Here is a 21354-nt window from a genome sequence, read left to right on the forward strand (position 1 = left end):
CCATGACTGCCGCCAACCCCACCGCAGACCAGGCTGGCGCCTCGGCGCCGCCTGCTGTGACAACGCCGCCGCCAGCCGCCCCACCCGGGCCGCCTGCGGCCTACCCCCCGCTGCAGGGCACGGCCCTGCTGCTGGGCACGCTGTCGCTGTCGCTGGCCACGTTCATGAACGTGCTGGACTCGTCCATCGCCAACGTCTCGATTCCCGCCATTGCCGGTGACCTGGGCGTGAGCCCGGGCCAGGGCACCTGGGTGATCACCAGCTTCGGCGTGGCCAATGCCATCTCGGTGCCGCTCACGGGCTGGCTCACGCAGCGCTTTGGTGCGGTGCGGCTGTTCACCATGAGCGTGCTGCTGTTCGTGCTCACCTCGTGGCTGTGCGGCTTCGCCTCGTCGCTGGAGATGCTGGTCTTCTTCCGCGTGCTGCAAGGCCTGGTCGCCGGGCCGATGATCCCGCTGTCGCAGACGCTGCTCCTGGCCAGCTACCCGCGCGCCCTCGCCGGCACGGCGCTGGCGCTGTGGGGCGTGACCACGCTGGTCGCGCCCGTGGTCGGGCCGCTGCTCGGCGGGTGGATCACGGACAACATCTCCTGGCCGTGGATCTTCTACATCAACGTGCCCGTGGGACTGCTGGCCGGCGTGCTCACCTGGGGCATCTACCGCAAGCGCGAGACGCCGATCCGCAAGCTGCCGATCGACACCGTGGGCCTGTCCCTGCTGGTGCTGTGGGTGGGTGCACTGCAGCTCATGCTCGACAAGGGCAAGGAGCTCGACTGGTTCGCCTCCACCGAGATCATCATCATGGCCGTCGTCGCGGTCGTGGCGTTCGCCGTGTTCCTGGTCTGGGAGCTTACCGACAAGCACCCGGTGGTAGACCTCAAGCTCTTCAAGGGCCGCAACTTCACCTTCGGCGCGCTGGCGCTGTCGGTGGCCTATGCGCTGTTCTTCGGCAACGTGGTGCTGCTGCCCCTGTGGCTGCAGCAGTGGATGGGCTACACCGCCACCTCGGCCGGCATGGCGCTGGCGCCGGTGGGCATCTTCGCCATTTTGCTCACGCCGCTGGTGGGCAAGAAGGTGGGCCAGTGGGACCCACGGCGCATGGCGACGGGCGCGTTCATCGTGTTCGGCGTCGTGCTCTGGATGCGTTCGCAGTTCACGGTGCAGACGGACTTCATCCACATCCTGATCCCCACGCTGCTGCAGGGGGCGGCCATGGCGTTCTTCTTCATCCCGCTGACCACGCTGACGCTGGCAGGGGTGGCGCCCGAGCGCATCCCGGCAGCCGCCGGGCTGAGCAACTTCGTGCGCATCACTGCCGGGGCCATGGGCACGTCCATCGCCACCACGCTGTGGGAGAGCCGCGCTGCCATGCACCATGCCCACCTCACCGAGGGCCTGGTCCAGGGCCAGGGCGTGTTCGCCAGCACGCTGGACAACCTGATGGCGTCGGGCATGACCCAGCTGCAGGCGCTGGCCCAGGTCAACCGGCTGATCGACCAGCAGGCCTTCACCCGCGCGGCGAACGACATCTTCCTCGGCTCGGCCGGCCTGTTCCTGCTGCTGATCGGGCTGATCTGGCTGACCAAGCGGCCCGCGCAAGGGGGCGCTGCGTCGGCAGACGCCGCAGGAGCCCACTGACCCCGGGCGCGCAAACGCTTGCACGACAAGGTGGCGCAGCCCTCGGGCTCGCCACCTTTTTTGTTCCTAGCCCTTGCTGGCCTTGGCCCGTGTGCGCGACGCGGGCAGCTCGGGCGTGCTGGTGACGCTGGGTGCCCGGCTGAGCACATTGTTGGCGTTGACCAGGGTCTTGAGCATGGCCATGAACAGCTCGCCCTGCTCGGGCGGCAGGGGCGCCAGCATGCGCTTTTGCGCGCGGCGCATGCCGGGCTCGACCTGGCGCAGCAGGTCTTCTCCCGCAGGCGTGAGCGTGAGCAGGCGCACGCGGCGGTCGCCCGGGCTGCTGTTGCGCACCATCCAGCCCCGTGTTTCGAGCCGGTCGATCACGCTGCCGATGGTCGAGGTGTCGAAGCCGATGCGGCCGGCCAGGCGGCGCTGGTCCAGCCCCGGCTCGCGCTGCACGGCCGCCAGCGCGCCGAACTGCACGGGGGTGATGCCGAACTCCTGCGTCTCCTCCAGGAAGATGGCCACCGCGATCTGCTGCAGCCGGCGGATGTAGTGGCCAGGCAGTTCTTCGAGCGCAGGGGAATGGGATGGAGAGGACATGGGCAGCTGCAAGGACGACAGAAAGGAAGCGGCGGCAATCCGCGAGGCCGCAGTCTATCGGATGCCGCGGGCAGCCCGCAGGATCAGTCCGCGTGCGCCATGGGCGCTGCCAGACGGAACGCAGGCAACTCCGCGCAGGCCGCGTCCACGGCGCTGATGAGCGGCCAGCGCGCCAGGTCGACCTGGAAGCGGCGCGCGCTCTCCACCTGGGGCACCAAGTAGACGTCGGCCAGGGTGGGCGCATGGCCGAAGCTGAAGGCGCCCCGCCCGGCATCGCGCGCCAGCAGGGCCTCGTAGGCGTCGAAGCCCGCCGTGATCCAGGTGGCGCACCAGGCGTTCACCGCCACCTCGTCGCAGCCCAGCTGGTGGCGCAGGTACTCGAGAATGCGTCGGTTGTTGACGGGGTGGATGTCGCAGCCCACCAGCGCAGCCAGGGCCCGCACCTGGGCGCGGGCATCGGCGCCGGCCGGCAGCAGTGGCGGCTCGGGGTGGCGCTCCTCCAGCCATTCGATGATGGCGGGCGACTGGATGAAGGTCTGGCCTGCGTGCTCCAGCGCGGGCACCAGCATCTGCGGGTTGACCGCCCGGTAGGCCTCGCCCAGGTGCTCTTCGCGGCGCAGATCCACCGGCACATGCTCGACGGCAAGGCCCTTGAGGTTCAGCGCGATGCGCAGCCGGTGCGAGGTGCCGCTGCGAAAGAAGTGGTGCAGCTTCATTCTGCGGGGCCCACGGTGAGGGCGATGCTGCCCACGCCGTCCACATGGCCCTCGATGCGGTCGCCCGGCAGCACGGCGCCCACGCCCTCAGGCGTGCCGGTGTAGATGAGGTCGCCGGGCTGCAGGTGGTAGAACTGCGACAGGTCGGCCAGAAGCTCGCGGATGTTCCAGATGAGCTTGTCCACGTCGGACTGCTGGCGCACCTGGCCGTTGACGCGGAGCGCGATGGCACCGCGCTCGATCACCACACCGGGCATGGGCACCACCTCGGAAGCGATGGAGGACTGCTCCACGTCCTTGCCCAGGTCCCAGGGCCGGCCCTTGTCGCGTGCCACCAGCTGCAGGTCGCGCCGCGTCATGTCCAGGCCGCAGGCATAGCCATAGATGTGCGTGTGCGCCTGCTCGGGCGCGATGCGAAAGCCGGCCGTGCCGATGGCCAGCACCAGTTCCATCTCGTAGTGGTAGCTCTCGGTGCCCGGCGGGTAGGCCACGGTGGCGCCGGATTCCACCACGGTGGACGGCGACTTGGTGAAGTAGAACGGCCGCTCCTGCGACTTGTCCACGGGCCGACCCATCTCGACGGCATGGGCGTGGTAGTTGCGGCCCACGAAGAACAGGCGGTTCACGGGCAGGCGCGCGGCCTGGCCGCGCACGGGCAATGAGACGGTGGCGGGAGGGGTCCAGAGGTAGGTGGTGGACATGCTAAGGCTTTCCAAAAAAACAAAAGGGATTGCGCAGCCCTCAGCCGCGGTTCTCGAACACGCCCAGCTTGCGGTGCAGCGGGCTCTCGTCGGCGATGAAGAGAAAGGCCGGCGCATCGGCCGAGCGGTTGGCCAGCGTGACCGTGGTGTAGCCGGGGGCGCAGCAGGTGTCGGCCTCGGCCAACGCAAAGCACTGCTCCTGCACGCGCACGTCGGCCGCACCTTCGATCAGGTGGAACACCATGGCCGGCGAGCGCGCGGGCAGGCGCAGCACCTGCCCCGGGCGCAACATCTGCGCATAGAAGCCCAGGATGTTCTCGGCGTCGGCACCGGTCTCGGGGTTCACATAGGTGATCTGCACCGACGCGAGCGCGGGCTGATCGGCGGCCAGTGCCTGCAGCGCCGCCCGTGCCTGGAACCAGGGGTAGCGCAGCAGCGGGTAGGCACGCTGCGTGCGCTCGAATACCGGCGTGGGCAGCATGCCGCCTCGCGCATAGGCGCGGTCGCCCGCCGCCCCGGTGATTGCCTGGCGCGGGCCGTCCACGTGGTACGAGACCTCCAGGTAATAGGCCAGCGGCAGGTCCAGCACATCGAGCCAGACCACAGGCTCGGTGCCCTCGTGGGCGTGCTCGTGCCACAGGCCGGTGGGCGTGAGGATCAGGTCGCCGCGCTCCATGGGGCAGCGCTCGCCATCCACCGTGGTGCAGGCGCCCTCACCCTCCACCACCATGCGCACCGCATTGGGCGTGTGGCGATGCGCAGGGGCCCACTCGCCGGGCAACAGCAGCTGCATGCCCAGGTACATGGCGGCGCTGGCCTGCATGCTGTCCGGCCCGTGGCCGGGGTTGGCCAGCACCAGCACCCGGCGCTCGGCCTTCTCGATCGGCGTGAGTTCACCGGCCCGCATCAGCAGCGGCCGCAGCGCCGCGTAGGGCCAGTGCGTGGCCTGGGTGCGCGGCCGCGGCTTGTCCGGCGGCAGCATGGCGCGCAGGCTGGGCCACAGGGGTACGAGATTGCGTTCTGCGAGTGCATCGCGGTAGTCCTGGGGCAGGTCTTCCAGGCGTCCAAGTTCTTGCATGGTGTCGTGTCTCCTCAAGGTTCAGTGCGCGGCCAGGCAGTTGCCTACGTTCCAGCCATAGAGCCACTCCATCGCGTCGTAGAAGCGCTCGGGGCTGCGCCCGCGCCACAGGTCGTTGCGCACCAGACGCTCCACCCCCCTGGCGTGGTAGATGCGGCCCATCTCGCGGCCCGAGAGCACGATGCGTGCGGTGCGCGCCACGCGCGAGCGCTGGTACCGACCGAGCGCAGCATCCCAGTCGTTGCCATGCACGCGCAGGGCCTCGCCCAGGGTCACGGCATCTTCCAGCGCCATGCAGGCGCCCTGCGCCAGGTACTGGGTGGTGGGGTGGGCGGCATCGCCCAGCAGCGTGGTACGGCCATGCGTCCAGCGCGCAATGGGATCGCGGTCGGCGGTGGCCCAGCGCTTCCAGCTCTTGGGCAGGTCGATGAGCTGGCGGGCGCGCGGGCAGATGTCCTGGAAGTAGCTCTGCACCTCCTCGCGGCTGCCTTCGGTGACGCCCCACACCTCTTCTTTGCGGCTGTGGAAGGTGACCACGACGTTGTACTGCTCGCCACCGCGCAGCGGGTAGTGCACCAGGTGGCAGTGCGGGCCCACCCAGATGCTGGCGGCGTTCCAGCGCAGCTCCTCGGGGAAATCCTCGCGCTCCACCACGGCGCGGTAGACCACGTGGCCCGTCACGCGCGCCGGGTCGCCCACGTACTGCTGGCGCACAACGGACTTGACGCCATCGGCCCCGATCAGCGCCACGCCGCGCCAGGCCTTGCCGTGCTGGTCGATGGCGGTGACGCCGCTGGCGTCCTGCTCCACGCGCTCGATGCGGGTGTGGGTCTGCAGGCGCACGCGCCCGGTGGCCAGTGCCCCTTCGAGCAGGCAGTTGTGCGCATCCACCCGGTGGATCACCGCATAGGGATTGCCGAAGCGGTCACGGAAGGCCTCACCCGTGGGGATGCGGCCCACCTGGTACTCGTCCAGCGCGTCGTGCATCACCATGTAGTCGGTGAACACCGAGCGGCTGCGCGCCTGCTCCCCCACCCCCAGCGCATCGAAGGCATGGAAGGCGTTGGGCCCCAGCTGCATGCCGGCACCGATCTCGCCGATGGCGGGCGACTGCTCCAGCACCTGTACTTCAAACCCCTGGCGCACCAGGGCCAGCGCCGCCGCCAGCCCACCGATGCCACCGCCAGCCACCAGCACGGGAAGGCCCGCGGCGCGCTCGTTTGTCTGCTCCATCGCACACCTCTTCAATAAATTTAATCAGTACACTTACAATTAGTGTAGCAACGCCAAGGGTGCCAAGGCAAGCCGTTGCCGGTCATTTTTCTGATTTAACGCGTGTCAAGGGTTTTCACCAAGCATGTCATTCTTTCGTCGGATCTATGATTTTCATCAGCATACTGTCAATCAGTAATCAAATGATCCACACCTTTCAGGAGACATCCGTGAACCCAATCACCCGACGCCCCTTGCTGGCCTCGCTCGCCTGCACCGGCATGCTGGTGGGCGCCCTGGGCACCAGCCACGCCCTGGGCACCAGCCACGCCCAGGGCAGCGACTTTCCGGCCAAGCCGGTCACGCTCTACACCGCCTTTGCCGTGGGCAGCGGGCCCGATGCCGTGCTGCGGCTGGTGGCGCACAAGCTGTCGACCCAGTGGAAGCAGACGGTGACGGTGGACAACCGCCCTGGCGGTGGCGGCTTCATCGCCATGGATGCGGCCAAGCGCGGCGCGGCCGACGGCTACACGCTGCTGCAGCTCGACAGCGAGCACCTGGCCGCCGTGCCCCACCTGTACAAGAAGCGCAACGTGGACACGCTCAAGGCCTTCGACCCCGTGGCGCCGCTGTTCCGCACCCCCTTCATGGTGGCGGTGCCGGCCCAATCGCCCTGGAAGAACATGACCGACCTGCTGAACGACGCCAAGGCCAAGTCCGGCGGGCTGAGCTATGGATCCTGGGGCGTGGGCAGCCCGGGCCACCTGGGCGGCGAGTGGCTCGAATCCATCACCGGCGTGCGCATGACCCATGTGCCCTACAAGGAGGTGAGCCAGCTGTACACCAACGTGGCCACCGGCGAGGTGGCCTGGAGCTTTGCCAGCATTCCGTCGAGCCAGGGCGTCTACAAGGCCGGCAAGATCAAGTACCTGGCGGTGGCCGCACCCAAGCGCATCCCGCAGCTGCCCGACGTGCCCACCGTGGCCGAGGCCGGCGGCCCAGCACAGCTCGACGTGAACTCCTTCGTGGTGCTGGTGGCCCCCAAGGGCGTGCCTGCCGCCGTGCGGGGAAAGATCCATGCGGACGTGCTGGCCGCGCTGGCGGACCCCGAAGTGCGCGAGCGCTTCAACACCTTTGCCTTCGAGCCCCTGGCCTGGTCGGTGGAGGAGATCGGCCGCAACGCGGCGGCCAAGTCCAGCCAGTACGAGCAGTTGATCACCAAGGCCGGGATCACGCTCGACTGACGCCGGCCAGCCAAGCCCGCGCCTCCCACACACTGCGTCGGAAAAGCCTGACATGGGGGCGCGCCTGCCGCCTGCGATCTGGCGCAGGGGCTGATCGAACAATGCAGTCACCACAACAAAAGGAACTGCCATGTCGCTCTCCCTCATTCTCCTGATCGTCCTGATCCTCATCCTCGTCGGCGCGCTGCCCACCTGGGGCCACAGCCGTTCGTGGGGCTATGGGCCCAGCGGCGGCATCGGCCTGGTGGTGCTGATTCTGGTCATCCTGCTGCTCATGGGCAGGATATAAACCTCCGGCGGCCTGTAGAGGGCCCAAAAAGCAAAAAGCGTGGCCAGGCCACGCTTTTTGCTTTTTGGACGTCCCTGGACGGGTGCTGGCAGGCGCTCAGGCCGCCTTGCGCAGCTGCGCGTTGGCAAAGGCCGTGGTGAGCTGCGCCAGCTCGGTCTGGTTCACGACGCCGTTGGCATTGCCATGGCGGTCCACCAGTTGCAAGAGCGACTGCGACAGCTCGCTGCCCCCCTTGGTCCCCGACGTGGCTGCAACCCCCTTGAGGAATTCATCGCGCGAGATGGCGCCGTCCTGGTTGGCATCGAAGCCGGCGGCCAGTTGCTCCTTTTGTGCATCCGTGGCGCCGAAGCTGGCGAGCAGCTCCTGGAAATCCTTCTTGGACACCGCGCGGTCGGCCTGCGATGCCGTCAGCGCCGTGCCCGCATCGGCACCCGCACGCGCGCCCAGCGGGCCATCGAGCTTGCCGGAGGTCATCAAGATGCCCTTGCCGGCAAAGCCGGTCAGGGCCTCGGCCTCCTTGCTCAGCGTGACCACGGCAGATGGTTCGGCGGCGGCGGGTTGGCTGGCGCGCGCCGCGGCCGCAGACTTGCTGCCCGAGGCGGCGTTGTAGAGAAAGGACGCGACGGACGCGAGGCCGGAAATAAGGGGTGACATGGCCAGTGGACTCCTGTGCGCGGCTTGGCTGCCGGTGCTTCCCGACAAAGCACCAGGGCAGACCATCGCCCGGTGGTCCAGCATATGCGGCAAGCGCTTCCTGCAATGGGCAGAAAAGCGGCGCTGCACAGCCGCTTTTTCGGACCATGCCTCTACTTCAGCACGTAGCTGGCGAGCACGCTCTGCACGTCGTAGATGCTGACCTTCTTGTTGAACTGCTTCTGGAACGGGGTGGCGCTGCCCGAGATCCAGATCTTGAGTTCGGCATCGAGGTCGAAGGTGCCCCCGGTCTCGATGCTGAAATGGGTGATGCTCTTGTAGGGCAGCGAGTGGTACTCGACCTTGCTGCCCGTGATGCCCTGCTTGTCGACCAGCACCAGGCGCTTGTTGGTGAAGACGAAGTAGTCGCGGATCAGCTGGTAGGCGTGCTCGACGACCTCGCCCGGCATCAGAATGCGGGCGAACTCTTCCTGAATCTTGGATGCATCGATCTTCGCCGCATTGCCCATCACTCCGTCCAACAATCCCATGGAGGTCTCCCCGTTGCGAGGCGATGATCGTAGTCCGGCTAGCGATACCCCTGCCCGAAGGCGACGAATTCGCCCGTGAGCCGCCCCGCGGGCTGCCCGTGGTACATCAGCACCGATGTTTGCGCGATGCGGCCCAGGCCCTTGCGCTCGAACACGCGCACGAAGGAGCGCCAGGCCTGCTCGGTGGGTGCCTCGGCCACGGCCGTGAAGGTCCCGTCGATGGGCAACTCGTAGTCCATGGTGTTGCGCTGGATCACCAGGCGGCTGCCCAGGCCATGCGCGGAGAGCCGCAGGTGCAGCATGGACCAGGCGGCGAGAATGGCCACCGCCGAGGCGCTGCCGCCGAACACCGTCTCGCGGTGGTTGATGTTGGGCGCCAGCGGCGCGCTCAGCACCACCCGGTCCAGGGAGGCTTCGAGCACCGAGACCGCCATGGCGCCGGACAGGGGGATGTGCTGGTGCAGGTAGGCCTGCAGGTCGTCGTCAGCTTGCATGCATGGCTTTCTCAGTCAGGAGGATCCGAAGGTCGCGGCCCCGGCAGGATCCTGCGGGTCGCGGTAGACGATGTGGAGCACGCCAGGGTACCGTTCCCGCGCGAGCGCTTCGCGCAGAAAAGGCGGCTTGAGGTCCAGGCCTGCGAGGGCCGTGCGGTCGAACCAGGCAAACTCCAGCCGGCGCCGGCCCTCCATCCCCTCATAGGGCCCCGGGGACTGGTCGAGCAGGCCCCCGGGCTGCGGCTGCACCTGCAGGTACAGGCCCGTCTCATGGTAGGCCATGCCCTGGTAGGTGAAGAAATTTTCCACCACGCAGACCAGGGCGCCCGGAGCCACCACCAGGCCCAGCTCTTCCTGCATCTCGCGCACCAGGGCTTCGCCAGCGCTCTCGCCCGGTTCGATGCCGCCACCGGGCAGGGCCCAGAAGGCATCGCCCTCGGCACGGTGCAGCAGCACCTGGCCGGCACGCTCGATGACCGCGGCGGCGCGCAGGCGCATGCGGCGCTGGGCAGGCGTGGCGGGGACAGAGAGGACGGCGGACAGGCTCATGGGCCCGATGCTATCGCGCCGGGCAGTGCGGGCAGCAGCAGCCCCTGCTGCGCCGCCACCGTCTCGCGCAGGAAGGCCCATGTGGCCTGCATGCGCGCCACATGCTTGTTCTCCTCGGGCATGGACATCCAGAAGGTGCGCGTGAAGCGCGCCTTGCCGGGCAGCACGAGCGTGAGGGCCGGGTCCTGCGCGGCGACGAAGGCCGGCAGCACCGCCAGCCCGGCCCCGGCGCGCACCGCTTCGTACTGCGCCAGGATGCTGGTGCTGCGCAGCGCAAAGCGTGCGGGGCGGTGCAGTTCGTCCAGGATCTGCAGTTCCTTGGTGAACAGCAGGTCGTCCACGTAGCTGATGAAGCTGTGGCCGCGAAGGTCGTCGGCCGTGCGGATGGGCGCATGGCGGGCCAGGTAGTCGCGCGTACCGTAGAGCTGCAGCACATAGTCGGTGAGCTTGACCACCAGCACCGCGCCGCGCGCCGGACGCTCCAGCGAGATCACGATGTCCGCCTCGCGCCGCGACAGGTGCACCAGGCGCGGCAGGGCCAGCAGGTCCAGCACCAGGCCCGGGTGCTCCAGGGCAAAGTGCGCCAGCTGGGGCGCCAGCACCAGGTTGCCAAAGCCCTCGGTGGTGCCGATGCGCACCAGGCCCTGCAGGCCCTGGCGCACGCCGGGGGCGGCATTCTCCACCGCGAGAAAGGCGGCCTCCATGGCCTCGACCTGGGGCAGCAGCGCGCGGCCGGCCTCGGTCAGCCGGTGGCCGCCGGCCTCGCGGGCGAACAGGGCCGATCCCACCTGCTTTTCCAGCGCCTGGATGCGGCGCGCCACCGTGGTGTGGTCCACCGTGAGGCGGCGCGCCGCACCCACCAGCGTGCCGGCGCGCGCAAGCTCCAGAAAGTAGCGCAGGTTGTCCCAGTCCATGGCGTCGGGCAGGTTAGGGCCGCGCGGGCGTGGCAGCGGCTTTCTGGCCGCTTGGGGTGGCAGCTGCGGCGGGCGCGCCGTCCGCTTCGTCCGCGTCGTAGACCAGGACCATGGCCAGCAGCACCTCGTCGCGGCCACGGCCGTTGGTGACGAACAGGTAGGCGGGCCGGTCGTTGATGCGGCCGGTGTAGGTGGGCGCCACCTTGTGCGCCGTGCGGACGAAATCCCGGGGCGTCGGCACGGCGCGCCACTGCCCGGGCTTGAAGAACTTCTGCCAGTCGCCCGCCCCCACCCGCGAGGTGACGAACAGCCGCGACAGCGCCCCTTCCGGCGTGGTCCAGGCGCCGATGTCGTCGTCGCGTTGCACCGATGCCGGCCGCCGGGGTGCATAGAAGGCGTCCAGCGCGGCATCGGCTTCGGCGGCCATGCGCTTTTCCAGTTCGGGCGTGGGTTGGTGGTTGGGTTCGGCGTCCCAGGGGTACAGCGGATACAGGCCATGGCTGCGCACATGCGCCAGCATGGTGGCGTTGTACTCCTTCGCAAACTGCTGCAGCCGGTTCATGCGCTCCACGGCCGTGCCGCCGACGACGGCCTGGCACTCCAGGGGCTCCGCATGGTCCCGGCCCTTCCACCAGGCCGACGGCTCGGACGGCATTCCCGGCACCTGGTTGGCGACACAGGCGGGCACGCCCATGAAACGGGTGTCGCCCTTCTCGGCCGCAGCCTTGGCGGCGGTGGCGGGGGAGCCGGCCAGCAATGCCTCCAGGCCCGGTGCGGCCACCACGGGGGCCGCCTGGGCAAGGCAGCTTGCAGCCAACAGCGTCATCAACCAGTTTTTCATCTCGCGCGCTTTCCGGGTCTGGGCAAAGGGTGGGCAGGCGCCCTGCCGGGGGCTCCGCGCCGATCTGCATTTTTGCAAACCTTGTGCGCAGTATTGTCTATTGTCTTCACAATTTTGCACAGCTACCATGCATGGCTTGCACGATCTTCCCCGGTTTTCGCGCCCCTACCTTTCAGGAGACACACTGATGAACGCACCCACCTCTTCGGCCGTACTGGCCCCCACCGTCAAGCTGCTGATCGGCGGCAAGTTCATAGAGTCCAAGACCACCGAGTGGCGCGACGTGGTGAACCCCGCCACGCAGCAGGTGCTGGCCCGGGTGCCGTTTGCCACGGCCGAAGAAATCGATGCCGCCGTGGCCTCCGGCAAGGAAGCCTTCAAGACCTGGAAGAAGACGCCCATCGGCACGCGCGCACGCATCTTCCTCAAGTACCAGCAGCTGATCCGCGAGAACATGGCCGAGCTGGCCGCCATCCTCACGGCCGAGCAGGGCAAGACCCTGCCCGACGCGGAGGGCGACGTGTTCCGTGGCCTGGAGGTGGTGGAGCATGCCGCCGCCATCGGCAACCTGCAACTGGGCGAACTGGCCAACAACGTGGCCGGCGGCGTGGACACCTACACCCTGATGCAGCCCCTGGGCGTGTGCGCGGGCATCACGCCCTTCAACTTCCCGGCGATGATCCCGCTGTGGATGTTCCCGATGGCGATCGCCACGGGCAACACCTTCGTGCTCAAGCCCTCCGAGCAGGACCCGATGGTGACCATGCGCCTGGTGGAGCTGGCGCTGGAAGCCGGCGTGCCCCCGGGCGTGCTCAACGTGATCCACGGCGGCGAGATGGCCGTGAATGCGATCTGCGACCACAAGGACATCAAGGCGATCAGCTTCGTGGGCTCCACCAAGGTGGGCACCCATGTCTACAACCGCGCCAGCCTGGCCGGCAAGCGCGTGCAGTGCATGATGGGCGCGAAGAACCACGCCATCGTGCTGCCCGATGCCAACAAGGAGCAGACCCTGAACGCCCTGGCCGGCGCCGCCTTCGGTGCCGCTGGCCAGCGCTGCATGGCGCTGTCGGTGGTGGTGCTGGTGGGCGAGGCGCAAAAGTGGATCCCCGACCTGGTGGCCAAGGCCAAGACCCTGAAGGTCAGCGGTGGCACCGAGAAGGGCACGGACGTGGGCCCGGTGGTCTCGTGCGCCGCCAAGGAGCGCGTGCAGGGCCTGATCGAGCGCGGCGTGGCCGATGGCGCCACGCTGGAACTCGATGGCCGCAACCCGCAGGTGGCCGGCTATGAAAAGGGCAACTTCGTCGGCCCGACGGTGTTCAGCGGCGTCAAGCCCGGCATGAGCATCTACGAGCAGGAGATCTTCGGCCCCGTGCTGTGCCTGTCGGCCGCGGCGGACATCGACGAAGCCATCGCCTTCATCAACGACAACCCCAATGGCAACGGCACCGCCATCTTCACCCAGTCGGGTGCGGCGGCGCGCAAGTTCCAGGAGGAGATCGATGTGGGCCAGGTCGGCATCAACGTGCCGATCCCCGTGCCGGTGCCGCTGTTCTCGTTCTCGGGTTCGCGCGCCTCCAAGCTCGGCGACCTGGGCCCCTATGGCAAGCAGGTCGTGCTGTTCTACACGCAGACCAAGACGGTGACGGCGCGCTGGTTCGACGACAGCACCATCTCGCACGGTGTCAACACGACGATCAGTTTGAAATAAGACAAAGGCCCCAGGCGGCGTGGCGCAGCGGCAGGGCATGGTGAAATCGGTGCATGCACCGTCACCTCCCTTCCCTGCTGCGCGCCGCAGCCTGTAGCCTGCCCTTGCTCATGGGTTCCTCTGCCGCCTTCGCCCAGGCCGGCGCCGCATGCCGCCCGGGCGGTACGGTGGCCGAGACCAACGCCTGCGCGGTGCAGGATTTCCAGGCCGCTGACACGACCATTGCCGTGCTGTACGCCGACGTGATGCGCGCCCTGTCGGCGCACGAGCGCCCGCAGCTACGCCAGGAGCACACGGCCTGGATGCGCGCACGGGCCACGCAGTGCAAGCAGGCGACCCGCGCCACCGAGCAGCAGCCCGAAGGCCCGCGGATCTACCACGAGTGCCTGACTCGCGAAACGCAGGAGCGCCGCAAGGGCCTGATGCGCTGGCTCTCGATGGACAGCCCGGCCAAGCCCTGAGGCACCCACAGAACAACAAGGATCACAGAGACATGGACTTCGAGCTCTCCGAAGAACAACGCGCCTTCGCCCAGACGGCCCGCGACTTTGCGCGGGCCGAGTTCGCGCCGCATGCCGCGCACTGGGACGCCGAAGGCATCTTCCCCAAGGAGGCGATTGCCAAGGCCGGCGAACTGGGCTTTTGCGGCCTGTACGCGCCCGAGGCTGCAGGCGGCTTGGCCCTGCCCCGGCTCGATGCCACGCTGGTCTTCGAGGAAATGGCGGCCGTGGACCCGTCCACGACGGCCTTCATCACCATCCACAACATGGCGACCTGGATGCTGGGCACCTGGGCCACCCCGGCCGTGCGCGACCACTGGGGGCCGCTGCTCACCACGGGCGAAAAGCTCGCATCCTACTGCCTGACCGAACCGGGCGCGGGCTCGGACGCGGCCTCGCTCAAGACCCGGGCCGAGCTGGTGGGGCACGAGTACGTGATCAACGGCGCCAAGGCCTTCATCTCGGGCGCGGGCGCCACCGACGTGCTGGTGCTCATGGCGCGCACGGGCGATGCGGCCTCGGGCGCGGGTGGCATCTCGGCCTTTGCGGTGCCGGCCGATGCGCCCGGCATCAGCTACGGCAAGAAGGAAGAGAAGATGGGCTGGAACAGCCAGCCCACGCGCACCATCAGCTTCGACAACGTGCGCATCCCGGCCGACCATCTGCTCGGCCGCGAGGGCGAGGGTTTCAAGATCGCGATGAAGGGCCTGGACGGCGGGCGCATCAACATCGCCACCTGCTCGGTGGGCGCGGCCCAGGGTGCGCTCACCCAGGCCCAGCAGTACATGCACGACCGCAAGCAGTTCGGCAAGCCGATCGCGAGCTTCCAGGCGCTGCAGTTCAAGCTGGCCGACATGGCCACCGAACTCGTGGCCGCGCGCCAGATGGTGCGCATGGCCGCGAGCAAGCTCGACGCCGGCGACCCGAATGCGAGCACCTACTGCGCCATGGCCAAGCGCTTCGCCACCGATGCGGGCTTCACGGTCTGCAACGAGGCGCTGCAGCTGCATGGCGGCTACGGCTACATCCGCGAATACCCGCTGGAGCGCCTGCTGCGCGATGCGCGCGTGCACCAGATCCTGGAAGGCACTAACGAGATCATGCGCGTGATCATTGCGCGCCGCATGCTCGATGGCGACGCACCGGACGTGATCCGCTGAGCCTGCAGCCACCACACCATGCCCGCCCGCCCGCTCTCCGACGAGACCCTGCACCTGATCGACGCCGTGCGCACCGCGCTGGAGGTAAGCAGCGACGTGGAGGAACGCAACCTGTTCGGCAGCCATGCCTTCTTCGTGGACGGCAAGGTGTGCATCGCCGTGAAGAACGACGACCTGCTGGTGCGCCTGCCGCCCGAGCGGCACGAAGAGTTCCAGGAGATGCAGAACACGCGCGAGCTCTCGCCCGGCGGCGGCATGAAGGGCTATTTCTGGATCGAGCCCAATGGCTATGCCACGCGCGCGCAGTGGAACTTCTGGGTGCAGGAAGCCCTGGCCTACAACCCGCGGGCCAAGGCCACGCCCAAGCGCAAGCCTGCTGCGGAAAAAACAGCGGACAAGAAGAACCCCGCCACGAAGAAGAAGGCCGCGGCCAAGCGCCACAGCATCTTCGAGGCCGACGACTGACCCCCTCCATTGCCCAGGAAGCCACCACCATGCCCCTTCGCATCGTCCGCCTCGGCACCCCGCGCGTCCCCGGTGAAGGCACCCGCATCGGGACCGTGCGCCGCCCGCCGCGCGGCGTGCCCAAGGCCGAGTTCGCGAGCCAGAACTGGTACGACGTGTGGTACCCGCTGCTCTCGCCCAGCGCCGAGCTCATGGCCCAGGGCCAGCAGGCGCACAGCGACAAGGAGTGGCAGGCCTTCGTGAAGCATTTCCGCAAGGAACTGGCCCAGCCCGAGGCCAGCCGCACACTGGACCTTTTGGCCGCCCTGTCGCACCACGGCGCCATGTCGCTCGGCTGCTACTGCGAGAACGAGGCGCGCTGCCACCGCTCGGTGCTGCGCGAGGAACTCGCCGGCCGGGGTGCCGATATCGCCGCCGACGGATCCATTCAGACATCCATCCCATCACCAACAACGACAACCCAGGAGATAGCACCATGAAGATTGCATTCATCGGACTCGGCAACATGGGCGGCCCCATGGCCGTGAACCTGCACAAGGCGGGCCACGAAGTGCGCGCGTTCGACCTTTCGCAGCCTGCGCGCGACAAAGTGGCCGCCGACGGCGTGGCCGTGGCGGCAGATGCCCATGCCGCCGTGCAGGGCGCCGAGGTCGTCATCAGCATGCTGCCCGCCAGCCAGCATGTGGACAGCCTGTTCCTGGGCCAGGGCGAACTGCTGGCCCAACTGCCGGCCGGCACGCTGGTGATCGACTGCTCGACCATCGCTGCCGCCACCTCGCGCAAGGTGGCCGAGTCCGCTAAGGCCCGGGGCGTGGCCTTCATCGACGCGCCGGTGTCGGGCGGCACGGGCGGCGCCATTGCCGGCACGCTGACCTTCATGGTCGGTGGTGACACCGCCGACCTGGAGCGCGCGCGCCCGGTGCTCGAGAAGATGGGCGCCAACATCTTCCACGCCGGCGGCGTGGGCGCGGGTCAGACCGCCAAGATCTGCAACAACATGCTGCTGGGCATCCTGATGGCCGGCACCAGCGAGGCGATTGCCCTGGGCGTGGCCAATGGCCTGGACCCTAAGGTGCTGTCGGAGATCATGCGCCGCAGCTCGGGCGGCAACTGGGCACTGGAAAAGTACAACCCCATGCCCGGCGTGATGGAGACCGCGCCAGCCAGCAAGGGCTACGCGGGCGGCTTCGGCACCGACCTGATGCTCAAGGACCTGGGCCTGGCGCAGGAGAACGCCGCCGCCGTGAAGGCCGCCACGCCCCTGGGTGGCCTGGCGCGCAACCTGTACGCGGCGCACAGCCTGGCGGGCCATGGTGCGCTCGACTTCTCGAGCATCATCAAGTCTGTTCAGAAGAAGGGCTGAAGCCCCTTTGGCCCCGTACGCGGTGGCAGCTCAATTGCCGCCGCGGGGGTTCAGCACCATGCTGTCACGCTTGATCTCCACGTCGAACTGGCGCAGGAAGTTCTGACCGAGCAGTGCATCGTCCTCGCTCTCGCCGGTGTAGCCCGTGCCCACGCGCAGGCCCGACACCGCGAGGTTGCGCGCGGTGATGGATTCGGAGACCGAGACCCGCCCCTCGCGGTTGCCGTTGGCCGTGCGGAAGGTGGTGGGCACGCCGCCAGTGAGGCCGGCCTTCTTCGCCACCTCGTCGGTCACCGCGATCAGGCTGGCGCCGGTGTCCACCATGAAGTTCACCGGCACGCCATTGACCGTGCCCGCCACGCGGAAGTGGCCGTCGCTGTGGCGCGGTATCACCAGCGAGCCGGTGGAGGTGACCGTGGCGCCGCGTGGCGCCATGAACTGCTTCATGCCGAAATACAGAACCCCCATGACCACCAGCCAGAAGGCTAGGATGGCCAGGGTGTTCGTGCGCAGCACGCGGCGCGTGTGTTCGTCTGCGGGGGGTGGTCGCTGGTGGTCGTGTTCTTCGCCCATGGGCCGTCATAGATGCCTGGCCCTCGGGACCTGGCATGCAATTGCTGAGCCCCAAATCATAGGGCAGGCGCGTCAGGCTGCCGGCTGCGCAGGAACTGCCGCTCGAAAACCTCCGCCGGCACGGGCCGGCTGTAGAGGAAGCCCTGGATCTCGTCGCAGCCGAGCAGTGCCAGCAGGCCGGACTGCTCCTCGGTCTCCACCCCTTCGGCCACCACCTTGAGCCCCAGCGAGTGGCCCAGGTTGATGATGGTGGACACCAGCGCGCTGCCCTTGGCTCCTGCGGCGATGTGCTGGATGAAGGATCGGTCGATCTTGAGCGTGTCGAGCGGCAGCCGCGCCAGGTAGCTCAGCGACGAAAAGCCGGTACCGAAGTCGTCCATGGCCACGGTGATGCCCATCTCGCGGATGGCGTGCAGGCTCCGGGTGCTGTGCTCCACATCGTCCATCACCATGCTCTCGGTGATCTCCAGTTCGAGCCCGGAAGCGGCCTGCGGATCGTGCGCCACGGCCGCGCGCACCTGCTCGATGAAGGCCCGGTGGCGCAGTTGCAGGAAGGAGACGTTCACCGCCACCCGTATCGGCGCCAGGCCTGCGGCGCGCCAGCGCAGGTTGTCGGCCAGGGCCTGGCCCAGGGCCCAGCGGCCCACATCGTAGATCAGGCCGGTCTCTTCGAGGATGGGGATGAACTGCCCCGGTGGCACCAGGCCGCGGCGCGGGTCGTTCCAGCGGATCAGGGCCTCGGCACCGGTCACCTCGCCGCTGGCCAGGTGCAGCTTGGGCTGGTAGTGCAGCACGAATTCACCGCGCTCCAGCGCTTCGCGCAGGTGGTTCTCCAGGCTCAGCGCCTCGGCCACGCGCAGGTTCATCTCCGAGGTGTAGAACATCAGCGCGTCGGCCGAGGCCTTGGCCTTCTTGAGCGCCGCCTCGGCATTGCGCAGCAGCCCCTCGGCATCGCCGCCATCCATGGGGAACAGGGCGACGCCCGCCTTGGCGGTGATGCGCAGCTCCTGCTGGCCGAGCTGGAAGGGCTCGTCGAAGCAGGCCCGCATCAGGTGGTCCACGGCCATGGCCACCGCGCTCGCATCGCGCGCCTCGCACACGGCCACGCCAAAGCTGTTGACGCCAATGCGCGCCAGCATGTCCATGGCGGAGGCATGCAGCTGCAGGCGCTGCGCCACCAGCTTGAGCAGTTCATCGCCCAGGGAGCGCCCCAGCGTGTCGTTGACGATGCGAAAGCGGTTCACGTCGATCAGCGCCACCCCCAGGAAGGGCGAGGCATGCGGCTTGTGGCCTTCGCGCGCGCGCATGTGCTGGTTCACCCGGTCCAGAAACAGCGTGCGGTTGGGCAAGGTGGTGATGTCGTCGTAGTAGGCCAGGTAGTTCAGGCGGTCGGACTTTTCGAGGTGGTCGAGCGCGAAACTGATGTCGCCCGCCAGCTCGCCCAGGAGCTTCATCTCGGTGGCATCGAAGAAGCTGGCCTCGTCGGAGAACAGCGCCATCACCCCCACCACCTCGTGCGCCACCATCAGGGGCAGCACCGCCATCGAGGCCACCGAACGGGCCCGCAGCCTGGCCGGCAGCAGCACCCGCGGGTCGCCCTCGATGCGGTCGCAGACCAGCGCGCGCTTTTCGCGCACCACCGTGGCCGTCAGGCTGTAGACACCCGAGGGCTCGTCGGCATACGAGAGGCGGCCGGCGAGGTCGTCGAAGAAGTCCGGGTCCGAGCCGGAGATCGCCATCGGGATCACCTGCTGCGCCGCGCGGTCCACCCGACCGATCCAGGCCATCCGGAACTGCCCGTGCCGCACCGCGATGTCGCAGGACTGGGCAAACAGCTCCTGGCGGTTGCGCATGCGCACCAGCAGCGTGCTGATGCCACTGAGCACCGCGTAGACGCGGTTCAGGCGCTTGATCTTGTGCTCGGCCTCGCGCCGCTCGGTGATGTCCTCGCCCAGGCAGGCAATGCCGATGGCCTCGCCATCGACGGAGCGCAGCACGGTGTTGTTCCAGTACACCAGCCGGCGCCCACCCGAGCGAGTGAGGATTTCCTGCTCGAAGTGCCAGGTGGCCGGCCGGTCGGCCAGCATGTCCTCGAAGACGCGCTGCATGCCGTCCATGCCCGGCGGCAGGAACAGCTCGAACCAGTTGCGCCCGAAGATCTCGCCGCGTTCCCAGCCCGACAGGCGCAGCAGGCAGTCGTTGCAGTAGGTGACGCAGCCATTGCGGTCGAGCATCAGCGAGGCCATCTCGACCTTGTCGAGCAGCTCGTTGAAGCGCCGGTCGCTTTCGCGCAGCGCCTCCTCGGCCCGCTTTTGTGCCGTGACATCCTGGATGGTGTTGAACCAGCGCAGGCCGTCGGGAGCGGCGCCTTCGCCGGGCAGCGGCTCCATCACCTGGCGCAGGTGCAACAAGGCCCCATCGGCGCGCCACAGGCGGTAGGTGAAGTCCATGCGCACGCCCTCGCGCACCGCCTGCAGTGCCATGCTGCGCACCAGCGCGCGGTCGTCGGCATACACCATGGTGATCCATTCCCTGGCCGAGGCCGGCATGGTGTTCGGGTCGCGCCGCAGCATCTGGGCCAGGGTGGCGGGCCAGCTCTCGAACTGGCCGCCGGGACCGCTGATGATGTGGGTGATCCTGGCCAGCAGCTGGGCCCGGTGCAGCCCGGCCTCGCTGGCGCGCAGCTCCTCCAGCGCCCGGCGCCGCTCGATCACCTCGATGTGCAGTTGCTCGGCGTGGCGCTGCACTTCCAGGTAGAGGCTGCCGTTTTCATAAATGCGCCCGACCTGGGCCGCGAGGATGGACAGGATGCGCTCGTCCTCGGCACTGAAGTGATCGCCCCCCTCCTTGTTGGCCAGGCAGATCCAGCCGTAGGACGAGGCCAGCGAGGCCACCGGGGCCTCCAGCGCGCAGTACAGCGGCGGGTAGCCGGTCGGCAGGCCCGCCATGGTGGGATCGCCGCCGGGGTTGAGCAGCCGCTGCGAGCGGCGCTCCTTCTGCAGCCGGCCCAGCAGGCCCGACGAGGCGTCGGGCGCGGGCAGCGAGCGCGCCAGCACCGGGTCGATGCCGCTGGTGCACACCAGCGAGGCGTCGCCCGGCTTGCGCACGGCGCACAGCACGGCGTACTCCGCGCCGATGAGTTCACGGGCCCCGGCGCAGACCTTGTTGAGCAGCATGGCGGGGTCGCGCTCGGACGCCAGTTGCAGGTTGAGTTCGGTGAGCGCGGCCAGCCGGCGGTTGGTGGCCTCGAGCTCCACCACGTTGCCCCGCAGCTTGTCGGTCACCAGGCGCAGGTGCTGGGAGCGGAATGCCGGCTCAGGCACTGGGTGCACGCCATCGGTGCCTTGTGCCGACTGGGCCAGCGTGCGCTCGATGGCGCGCAGGATGTCCTGCGGCTCGCAGGGCTTGACCAGCACCTCCGAAACGCCTCCGGCCAGCGCCAGGCTGCGTGCATCCTCCCCCTGGTAGTGGGCACTGTAGAAGATGACGCGGGTGGCCGCCAGCGCGGGATCGGCGCGCAGCTGGCGCACGAATTCGTAGCCATCCATGGTCGGCATGAGGATGTCCGAGATCACCAGCGCGGGCCGCTCGGTGCGCACCAGTTGCAGCGCATCCGCACCGTCCACGGCCTCCAGGGCCTCATGCCCCGCGTGGTGGACGAGCGTGACGATCAGCGCCCGGTTGGGGGCCTGGTCGTCCACGATGAGGATCTTTGCCATGGCTGCAGCCCTCCTTGTGTCATCACCTCGGCGGGGAACCCGCCCGCAGTGCCGGCGCGAGATAGGCCTCGACCTGGCGCACGAAGCGCTCGGGATCGATGGGCTTGGAAATATGGTCCTGGAAGCCGATCTCCAGCGCTTTCTCCCGGTCGCCGGGCATGGAGAAGGCGGTCACGGCGACCAGGGGCGCCCTGCGCCAGCCGGGGTCGGCATGCAGCCGCCGGGCCACCTCGTAGCCGTCCATGACCGGCATCTGCAGGTCCGACAGGATCAGGTCGGGCCCGTGCTCCAGCGCGGCGCGCACGCCCTCGCGGCCATCGGAGGCGCTGTAGACATGGTAGCCATCGGCCTCCAGCAGGTAGGTCAGCAGCATGCGGCTGGCTTCGTCGTCTTCGATGACCAGAATGCGGGCAAGCATG

22 protein-coding genes and 1 pseudogene are annotated in these 21354 nt (G+C 68.4%); 9 read left to right on the top strand and 14 right to left on the bottom strand.

What is annotated here, in order from left to right; genetic code table 11:
• Positions 1 to 2: 2 nt before the first annotated feature.
• Entirely contained in the window at positions 3 to 1637 is a 1635-nt protein-coding gene (locus AC07PA_RS14775) for a DHA2 family efflux MFS transporter permease subunit (RefSeq protein ID WP_494608468.1), read from the top strand.
• Positions 1638 to 1703: 66 nt separating this feature from the next.
• Here the strand turns inward: AC07PA_RS14775 and AC07PA_RS14780 are convergent, their stop codons facing one another.
• From AC07PA_RS14780 to AC07PA_RS14800, 5 genes are all read right to left on the bottom strand, one after another.
• On the bottom strand, positions 1704 to 2222 hold the full coding sequence (locus AC07PA_RS14780; protein ID WP_007856375.1) for a MarR family winged helix-turn-helix transcriptional regulator: 519 nt from the start codon (positions 2220 to 2222) through the stop codon (positions 1704 to 1706).
• Positions 2223 to 2305: 83 nt separating this feature from the next.
• Positions 2306 to 2938 carry a maleylacetoacetate isomerase gene (gene maiA / locus AC07PA_RS14785; protein ID WP_494608469.1) on the bottom strand — a complete coding sequence of 211 codons (633 nt, stop codon included), beginning with the start codon at positions 2936 to 2938 and terminating at the stop codon, positions 2306 to 2308.
• Complete coding sequence (locus tag AC07PA_RS14790) at positions 2935 to 3639, bottom strand: fumarylacetoacetate hydrolase family protein (protein ID WP_494608470.1); 705 nt, start codon at positions 3637 to 3639, stop codon at positions 2935 to 2937. The genes maiA and AC07PA_RS14790 overlap by 4 nt, the downstream gene beginning before the upstream one ends.
• A gap of 40 nt (positions 3640 to 3679) precedes the next feature.
• Positions 3680 to 4717, bottom strand: coding sequence for a cupin domain-containing protein (locus tag AC07PA_RS14795; RefSeq protein ID WP_007856371.1), 1038 nt, complete (start codon positions 4715 to 4717; stop codon positions 3680 to 3682).
• A 21-nt stretch (positions 4718 to 4738) separates the two neighbouring features.
• Complete coding sequence (locus AC07PA_RS14800; RefSeq protein WP_494608471.1) at positions 4739 to 5950, bottom strand: 3-hydroxybenzoate 6-monooxygenase; 1212 nt, start codon at positions 5948 to 5950, stop codon at positions 4739 to 4741.
• 260 nt (positions 5951 to 6210) lie between these two features.
• On the opposite strand from AC07PA_RS14800, the gene AC07PA_RS14805 reads away from it, so the two are divergent.
• Both AC07PA_RS14805 and AC07PA_RS14810 read left to right on the top strand, forming a co-directional pair.
• Complete coding sequence (locus AC07PA_RS14805) at positions 6211 to 7173, top strand: Bug family tripartite tricarboxylate transporter substrate binding protein (RefSeq protein WP_494608562.1); 963 nt, start codon at positions 6211 to 6213, stop codon at positions 7171 to 7173.
• Between the two features lie 130 nt (positions 7174 to 7303).
• On the top strand, positions 7304 to 7462 hold the full coding sequence (locus AC07PA_RS14810) for a DUF3309 family protein (protein WP_007856361.1): 159 nt from the start codon (positions 7304 to 7306) through the stop codon (positions 7460 to 7462).
• Positions 7463 to 7558: 96 nt separating this feature from the next.
• Here the strand turns inward: AC07PA_RS14810 and AC07PA_RS14815 are convergent, their stop codons facing one another.
• The 6 genes from AC07PA_RS14815 to AC07PA_RS14840 all read right to left on the bottom strand — a co-directional run bounded on the left by AC07PA_RS14815 (position 7559) and on the right by AC07PA_RS14840 (position 11444).
• Positions 7559 to 8116: an EF-hand domain-containing protein gene (locus AC07PA_RS14815; protein ID WP_494608472.1), complete on the bottom strand. Its 558-nt coding sequence runs from the start codon at positions 8114 to 8116 to the stop codon at positions 7559 to 7561.
• A 152-nt stretch (positions 8117 to 8268) separates the two neighbouring features.
• Positions 8269 to 8646 carry a PH domain-containing protein gene (locus AC07PA_RS14820; RefSeq protein ID WP_494608473.1) on the bottom strand — a complete coding sequence of 126 codons (378 nt, stop codon included), beginning with the start codon at positions 8644 to 8646 and terminating at the stop codon, positions 8269 to 8271.
• A 38-nt stretch (positions 8647 to 8684) separates the two neighbouring features.
• Positions 8685 to 9140, bottom strand: a complete 456-nt coding sequence (locus tag AC07PA_RS14825; protein ID WP_494608474.1) for a YiiD C-terminal domain-containing protein — start codon at positions 9138 to 9140, stop codon at positions 8685 to 8687.
• A gap of 15 nt (positions 9141 to 9155) precedes the next feature.
• Positions 9156 to 9689, bottom strand: coding sequence for an NUDIX hydrolase (locus AC07PA_RS14830; protein ID WP_494608475.1), 534 nt, complete (start codon positions 9687 to 9689; stop codon positions 9156 to 9158).
• Positions 9686 to 10603, bottom strand: coding sequence for a LysR family transcriptional regulator (locus AC07PA_RS14835; RefSeq protein ID WP_145697453.1), 918 nt, complete (start codon positions 10601 to 10603; stop codon positions 9686 to 9688). Before AC07PA_RS14835 ends, AC07PA_RS14830 begins: the two co-directional genes overlap by 4 nt.
• 13 nt (positions 10604 to 10616) lie before the next feature.
• The gene (locus AC07PA_RS14840; protein ID WP_494608476.1) at positions 10617 to 11444 is read right to left on the bottom strand and encodes a hypothetical protein; all 828 of its coding nucleotides are present in this window, start codon (positions 11442 to 11444) and stop codon (positions 10617 to 10619) included.
• Positions 11445 to 11631: 187 nt separating this feature from the next.
• Between AC07PA_RS14840 and AC07PA_RS14845 the strand changes: the two genes are divergently transcribed.
• The 6 genes and pseudogenes from AC07PA_RS14845 (at position 11632) to mmsB (ending at position 16643) form a co-directional block, all read left to right on the top strand.
• Positions 11632 to 13155, top strand: coding sequence for a CoA-acylating methylmalonate-semialdehyde dehydrogenase (locus AC07PA_RS14845; RefSeq protein WP_007856348.1), 1524 nt, complete (start codon positions 11632 to 11634; stop codon positions 13153 to 13155).
• Positions 13156 to 13208: 53 nt separating this feature from the next.
• Positions 13209 to 13616 (top strand): lysozyme inhibitor LprI family protein, encoded by a 408-nt coding sequence (locus AC07PA_RS14850; protein WP_494608477.1) that lies wholly within the window; start codon positions 13209 to 13211, stop codon positions 13614 to 13616.
• 32 nt (positions 13617 to 13648) lie between these two features.
• The gene (locus AC07PA_RS14855; RefSeq protein ID WP_494608478.1) at positions 13649 to 14815 is read left to right on the top strand and encodes an acyl-CoA dehydrogenase family protein; all 1167 of its coding nucleotides are present in this window, start codon (positions 13649 to 13651) and stop codon (positions 14813 to 14815) included.
• 18 nt (positions 14816 to 14833) lie between these two features.
• Entirely contained in the window at positions 14834 to 15280 is a 447-nt protein-coding gene (locus tag AC07PA_RS14860) for a TfoX/Sxy family protein (RefSeq protein ID WP_494608479.1), read from the top strand.
• Positions 15281 to 15309: 29 nt separating this feature from the next.
• A pseudogene (locus AC07PA_RS14865) lies at positions 15310 to 15693 on the top strand (DUF488 domain-containing protein); the annotation flags it as partial.
• A gap of 62 nt (positions 15694 to 15755) precedes the next feature.
• Entirely contained in the window at positions 15756 to 16643 is an 888-nt protein-coding gene (gene mmsB / locus AC07PA_RS14870) for a 3-hydroxyisobutyrate dehydrogenase (protein ID WP_494608480.1), read from the top strand.
• A gap of 30 nt (positions 16644 to 16673) precedes the next feature.
• Here mmsB and AC07PA_RS14875 read toward each other — a convergent pair whose 3' ends face one another.
• Genes AC07PA_RS14875 through AC07PA_RS14885 form a run of 3 tightly spaced genes read right to left on the bottom strand, consistent with a single transcriptional unit; the run spans position 16674 to position 21353 of the window.
• Positions 16674 to 17216: a retropepsin-like aspartic protease family protein gene (locus tag AC07PA_RS14875; protein WP_494608481.1), complete on the bottom strand. Its 543-nt coding sequence runs from the start codon at positions 17214 to 17216 to the stop codon at positions 16674 to 16676.
• A gap of 56 nt (positions 17217 to 17272) precedes the next feature.
• Positions 17273 to 20935, bottom strand: coding sequence for an EAL domain-containing protein (locus AC07PA_RS14880; protein ID WP_494608482.1), 3663 nt, complete (start codon positions 20933 to 20935; stop codon positions 17273 to 17275).
• 22 nt (positions 20936 to 20957) lie between these two features.
• Positions 20958 to 21353: a response regulator gene (locus AC07PA_RS14885; protein ID WP_007856334.1), complete on the bottom strand. Its 396-nt coding sequence runs from the start codon at positions 21351 to 21353 to the stop codon at positions 20958 to 20960.
• Position 21354 lies beyond the last annotated feature (1 nt).

The sequence above is a fragment of the Acidovorax sp. GW821-FHT09B03 genome (assembly GCF_059418305.1).